We start from the raw sequence: 6,069 nt of genomic DNA on the forward strand, positions 1-6,069 counted from the left end.
CAAACAATGAGATTACGAATAATACTTCCGCTTTCTATACTTATACTTGCAACTGCATGTGAATCCCAAAATAAAAAACTGATCGAAATGGAATCCGAGCTTGTTCAAAATCAGGGCAATGCTAAGATCAGCGTTTATAATGATGATTATATGGATCATGGCAAGAAAAAGAATTATACCTACATTGATATAATCAAAGACAATGAAGTCAAAGCAACCATAAATACATATCGCCATCTGGATAAAGTTACCGATATGGATTGTTTTGACTTTAATGATGACGGAATAAAAGACATTGCAGTTATAGGTGTTTCGGATTCTGAAAACATGGTTTTAATATATGAGGCTACGTCTGAATATCAGTATGAGGTATTTTCCGGATGGAATAGTGTGGGAGCGGCTATTAATGAGTCGTTAGATGATGATTTTTCTATGGTCACATTAAAGAATATATTGTCGAAAGGCGCATCTTATTCGACAGAGATCAACGCGGAAAGAGCGGAAAGGGCGATAAGTGCGGCGCAAGAAGTTACGTATAGTGATTACAAGGCGGCATATATTGGTTTTCTTAAGGTTATTGATGAGTGCGGAGTTGATGAATATGGTTGTTCGGGAGGAGCATATTCAATATATGACATTGACAAAGATTCGACACCTGAATTAATTGTACACTATGGAGGCTGCGAAGCTGATTATCATGTATGGGTATATACATATACTGATAACAAAGTTAAGTGCATTGATGAGATATACACCGGTCACAGTGAGTTATATGCATATCCAAGTGGGAATGGAATACTGCAATATTGGGCTCATATGGGAGGAGAAGAATTTACCCTTTTTTCTTTAAATAATAATGAGCTAACAGCAAAAGAATTATATTCCGGAAGTACTGTGTATGAAGATCCGGAAACCGGAGAATATGATACAAATTTCACACCTGTAAGGAATGTAGTGCCTGATGCATATTTTCTTACATCATTTGCGCCTGATAATGTAATTCCGATAGAAAAATATGAGATTATCTCAGCATATGTGCCATCTCAAGACAATTCGAATTATACCTTTCCGAATAATAATCCTGATTTTTACTCGGAAATCATTGAAAAAGACAGTATTCTGAATGCAGTATCCGAGTACAGAACCGATCCGATTTATAAAGATATTCATTTTAGTGACTTTTTGAGAAAAATAGGACATTCTCCATCGGAAATACAGGATATAACATATGCAGATCTTAATTTAGATAATGTGTATGAATGTATTTTTTATGTTCTGAAAAAAGATAGTGAAGATTCTATTCGTATAATTCTGAGTAAGCAGGGAGAAAAAATTTATGCATATTATGATTCATCTTACATGGCAAGCACCGGGTGGGGGTATGCTGAAAAAACCGATATTACAGAAGATGGATTCTTTATAGAAGAGCCTAATGAACATTTTTTCCAAAATCGAGTGATGTATGATAAAGAAAAATGGTTCTACTATTCCGCGCCTTATTAATCTATACTCATGACTGATTTAAGTTATTTATTGATTTGGAGAACAAGTTGCTAGTGAGAAAACAGTTATTATTTACGACAATTATTGCTACTTTGGTGCTATGTGCATGTGCTAAAGAAAAAACTGTATCTGATGGCGTGAGTATAGAAGAAAATAGTGATTTGGCTGCTTCTCAAGAAGAGACAGATGTGATAGATCACACAAAAAGTCCTAAAAGCAGAGAAGAAGTGAGTATCGATGCTGAATCTGCAGCTCTTTATGATAAGTTTCTGGCGGATGAAGTAAAGACTACCTTTTACAAAAAAGGGGATAACAGCGATTTATATTTTCTTTCTGCATTCCTTAAAGATGGCGAAAATTATACATTATCTGAAATAATAGATGGGGAAATCAGTTATAGACGGGATAAATATCAAGATTTTACGTCCACTTCATCTCTGTTCTGAGGTTTTTTATATGACAGAGTACTTCGGAAATTGTAATAGATGTATTCCAAAGGTTATTCCGAGCCATATATAAGAAATCGGAGAATGCCGCTGTTTTAAAGGGTATGATGATATAGTCCAAAGGATAATGGAAAAATTTTGCTGGTTAAAGGATTAGAAAGATGAGGCTACACATAATAATACCGCTACTTTTACTTATATTTACTACAGGCTGTGGATCAGCGGGGAAAGAAAGCTCAATAGATCCGGAACCTGAAGATAAAGCAGTCGAATTATGTTCTGATTCCAAAGAAAAGTTGATAGAAATCGAAGCTGAGCTTGTTCCTCAGCGGGGACTTGCACAGATCTGCGTTTATAATGACGTTTTTGTAGATGACGGTGTTAAAACCAAATATACCTTTATTGATATCATAAAAGATAATGAGACAAATGAAACCATAAATACACATTGCCTTTTCAGTGAAATCACAGACATAGATTGTTTTGAATGTGCCTACGATGGGGAAGAAGGGGAAAAAGAAATTGTAATTATTGGTAATTCCTCTTCTCACACTACTGTTTGTGTGTGCGGAACATGTTTCAATGGCTCTAGTTATCGTTCATGTCTGTTTTATGGAGATTCTATTCAAGGATTGCTTGGAAATGATTTTTCTATGAATGAATTAAAGACTGTATTGTTGAAGGATGGAGTAGATGGAGTACGTAGTTTAGCCAGAACTATAATAAGTGATGCGGAAAAAAATACCTATAGTGATTACAAATCAGCATATATTGATTTTCTTAAGGTCATTGATTATTTGGAAGTTGAGGAATGTGGCTGTCCCGGGGCATTTTATTCAATATATGACATCAACAAAGATTCAACGCCTGAATTAATAGTATTAGGCTTTCACTGTGTATGGGTATATACGTATAGTGACGGCAAAGTTCATTATGTTGGTGAGTTTGGCTATAATCACGACGAGTTATTTCTATCTCCGAGCATAAAAGGAATAATTATGGCTGGAGCCTGGATGGGAGACGAATGGGTTGAACTATATTCTTTAAAAAATAATAAGCTCACATCAAAAGAATTATATTCCGGAAGAACGTTTTTTGAAGATCCGGAAACGGGTGACTATGATGATAAATATACATCTATAGAAGATGTGGTTCCTGATGCATATTCTCTTACATCATTTGCGCCTGATGATGTACTTCCAATAGAAAAGTATGAAGATTGATATGGAGAATAATCTGATAATGAGAAAAAGGTTAGTATTTACAGTGATGAACAACGCCTTGAATATGCCGGAAAGATTGATTCTCAGATCAATAAGATGACATGGCTTATCAGGAATCTCCTTGCGCTTTCTCAGATGGAAGCGGGAGTCTTGGAGATGAAGGAAGAAAAGGCGGACTTGAATGAAGTGATCATGGATATATCAGAGCCGATCGTGATCATGGCAGAAGTTGCAGAGGTGGAATACATCTGCAATATTCCTGAAGGTGTTGAACTCAAAGTGGATACACACTGGTTTAAAGAGGCTCTTTCAAATATAATCAAAAACTCCATTGAGCATACCGATGCAGGTGGCTTTGTTAAGGTATCTGCCGCGCAGAATAATCTGCGTACTACTATTGTTATAGAGGATAACGGGAAAGGAATCGGAAAAGAACATCTTCCGCATATATTTGAAAGATTCTATAAGGCAGGGAATTCATCTTATGACAGCGTAGGAATCTGCCTTGCCATAGCAAGGCAGATAATCCATGCGCATGATGGAAAAATAGAGGTAGAAAGTGAAGTTGGTAAGGGAACAAAGTTTACTGTAACGCTATATCGGAATGTCTTTTCTTTCGTATTAACGACTTTTGCCGTATAAAACCAAAAGAACAGGCATGTCAAAAGAAGCTGTCCCAACATTCTTATCATGGAGTGCCTTAGGGGGAGAAGAAAAAGATTTGCCATTCATGATGTCGTCTCCTTTGAGTGTTTTCGGCTTACTAAATGATAACGTATGTTATGAAAGTTTTGTGAATCCTGCCTGTATTCGCTTTACAGCGGCATTATGATAATGTACAACTTTTTATATCAATAGGAAATTCATTTTCTATGATATAAAAAGCGCTCCGAATGGAGGCGCAGCTCAGGGAGGAGTTTTTTTACATGCATCGTAAGATTGAGTGGGATGTAGTTATTACAGCAGCGCTTATAGGAGTTATAAGCATCATTGTACATTGGTTTATGGGAAAAGATAAATCAATAAAACTAACCGGAAACAGTACTTTCTATACAAGTGTGGGCATTGGAATAATTGTCATGATCGCGGTGTATATGATAGGCCATAATCTGATAGCAAAGCGGGCAAAAGAGATTGCGGTAGGCATAATACTGATTCTGGTATTTCTTAGGTTTCAACCTGAAAATATGTATCTCGGATTTGGCTCCGTGAAAGTTTTGACTGCGGCGGTTATGTGTCTCTATGTTCCGGTTTACGGAGCGGTTCTGCATAAATACAGGCGCGGCGGGATTTTGGAGCTTCTAAAGGCAATACTTTGGATGATCGTTCCCATTTTGATCATACATAAAAGCACGCGCGTGATGACGGAGATTGTGCTTTTGTCGGCTATGATCATGCAGCTTTTGTATTGTATCAAGAAAAGATGGTTTAAGATAAATTTTCTTTTGTCTCTGGCAGCACTTGCGGTTATCGTGTTTGCTGCATCGGTATTTGTCGATAAGACCGGAGTGATTGCTAGATGGGGACATAAAACAATGAGCAATGTCTTTTCACTGGACGAATCAACGGTTCAATCTTTCTTTGATGTGAATCTTGTCGGCAGTTCGGGAAAAGAGAATTTGAAATTTTTGCCAAAGCCCGACTTGGATTATCTGCTTGCATATCAGGCAAATCGATATGGACTTTTACCGGCAATCGGCATTGCACTTCTGGTTATAGCTGTTATCGCATTTGGCTACAAGTCGGTCTTTAGGTGTAAAAACGATCTCAGTTTCCTGATGGGAACAGGGTGTCTTAACGTCCTTTTGGAAAATACAGTGATCAACATATTTGAAAATACCGGGACGATACCATACACTGATACGTTCTTGCCGTTCTTTTCATCACAAACGAGTTATATTGTGATGGCTTATATCTTTGTGGGAATAATACTCAGTGTTTGCAAAGGTAAAGGCACAAGAGACAGGTTCTTTAGATATGCTGTAAGGAACTTGATGCGCTACTGAATGATTTAAGTTTAAGGAGCAAGAAGAGATGATGAGTATTTAGGTTTCGTTATGGACGGTGATACTATGAATGTCGTTCAAAAGGGCATACTTGGCATGGGCATGAACGTATCGGCGCAGGGAGAATACTCGCAAAAAGAACCTGAATATGTAAATGCTGGTATCATCAACAAAGCTTACACCGAGTCTCAATTATCGGAGATAAAAAAGATGATCGGCGACGATGAAGTGTACGATGATTACTTTAAGTTTGGAACTGAGATAGGAGCGGTTGATTATAAGGATACCGAAACCAAGACAGGCGAGAAGTGCAGAGTTGTGGATTGCATTGTCCCTACTTATGGCGTGGAATATAAGGCTGTGATGACGGATAGCGGAAAGATATATCTTAATCTCAATGTAGGTGGCGAAGGCGATAAATTATATACAAACGATTCCGAATATACAGAAAAAACCGTGCCGGAGACGGTGGAGAAGTGACGATAGGTTAAGGAAATAGCGGAAATATGGGTTTGTAAATAACTCTTTGAAAAACTGCTTGAAAATTTCACTCTACGCTGCTTAAAAATGAAGAACACAGATAGAAGACTAACTATTAAAGAAAGTCAATAAAAATGTTCTAAAACAGAAATGTTTTGAATAAAGTGGCGATGACACATTCATCGTAATCAGTACCTTGAAAACTGCATGACAAATAGAGCATCGTTTTAGATGCTCTTGAAAGAAGATTTGTACGGAATTAGTTAAGCTGCTTTGTTGTATGACTGATGAGATTTCTCAAGCTGATATATCAGTCTAACGAGCTTCTTCGCCGCATGGGATACAGCGACATAATAATGCTTCCCTTCAGCCCGCTTTTTGGCGAGGTATGCATTGAACGTCGGATCCCAA

Annotated in this window: 6 protein-coding genes and 1 pseudogene; 6 read left to right on the plus strand and 1 reads right to left on the minus strand. The window is 37.4% G+C overall.

The genetic code is table 11. The features are described 5' to 3' along the window. The first annotated feature begins 6 nt into the window (after positions 1-6). From DL92_RS0111530 to DL92_RS0111560, 6 genes are all read left to right on the plus strand, one after another. A complete protein-coding gene (locus DL92_RS0111530) occupies positions 7-1,503 on the plus strand; it encodes a hypothetical protein (RefSeq protein ID WP_026654062.1) in 1,497 nt (498 codons plus the stop codon). 53 nt (positions 1,504-1,556) lie between these two features. After that, a complete protein-coding gene (locus tag DL92_RS0111535; RefSeq protein WP_155841137.1) occupies positions 1,557-1,949 on the plus strand; it encodes a hypothetical protein in 393 nt (130 codons plus the stop codon). 161 nt (positions 1,950-2,110) lie between these two features. Further along, positions 2,111-3,172 carry a hypothetical protein gene (locus DL92_RS0111540; RefSeq protein ID WP_026515045.1) on the plus strand — a complete coding sequence of 354 codons (1,062 nt, stop codon included), beginning with the start codon at positions 2,111-2,113 and terminating at the stop codon, positions 3,170-3,172. A 156-nt stretch (positions 3,173-3,328) separates the two neighbouring features. Beyond that, a complete protein-coding gene (locus DL92_RS19085) occupies positions 3,329-3,814 on the plus strand; it encodes a sensor histidine kinase (RefSeq protein ID WP_185750350.1) in 486 nt (161 codons plus the stop codon). Between the two features lie 284 nt (positions 3,815-4,098). Further along, positions 4,099-5,178 carry an FtsW/RodA/SpoVE family cell cycle protein gene (locus tag DL92_RS0111555; protein WP_074463154.1) on the plus strand — a complete coding sequence of 360 codons (1,080 nt, stop codon included), beginning with the start codon at positions 4,099-4,101 and terminating at the stop codon, positions 5,176-5,178. Positions 5,179-5,229: 51 nt separating this feature from the next. Further along, positions 5,230-5,658, plus strand: a complete 429-nt coding sequence (locus DL92_RS0111560; RefSeq protein WP_026667795.1) for a hypothetical protein — start codon at positions 5,230-5,232, stop codon at positions 5,656-5,658. Between the two features lie 263 nt (positions 5,659-5,921). On the opposite strand, the pseudogene DL92_RS21825 reads toward DL92_RS0111560, so the two are convergent. Further along, a pseudogene (locus DL92_RS21825) lies at positions 5,922-6,069 on the minus strand (IS110 family transposase); the annotation flags it as partial.

This window comes from Butyrivibrio sp. AE2005, assembly GCF_000686965.1.
GTDB lineage: Bacteria > Bacillota > Clostridia > Lachnospirales > Lachnospiraceae > Butyrivibrio > Butyrivibrio hungatei_A.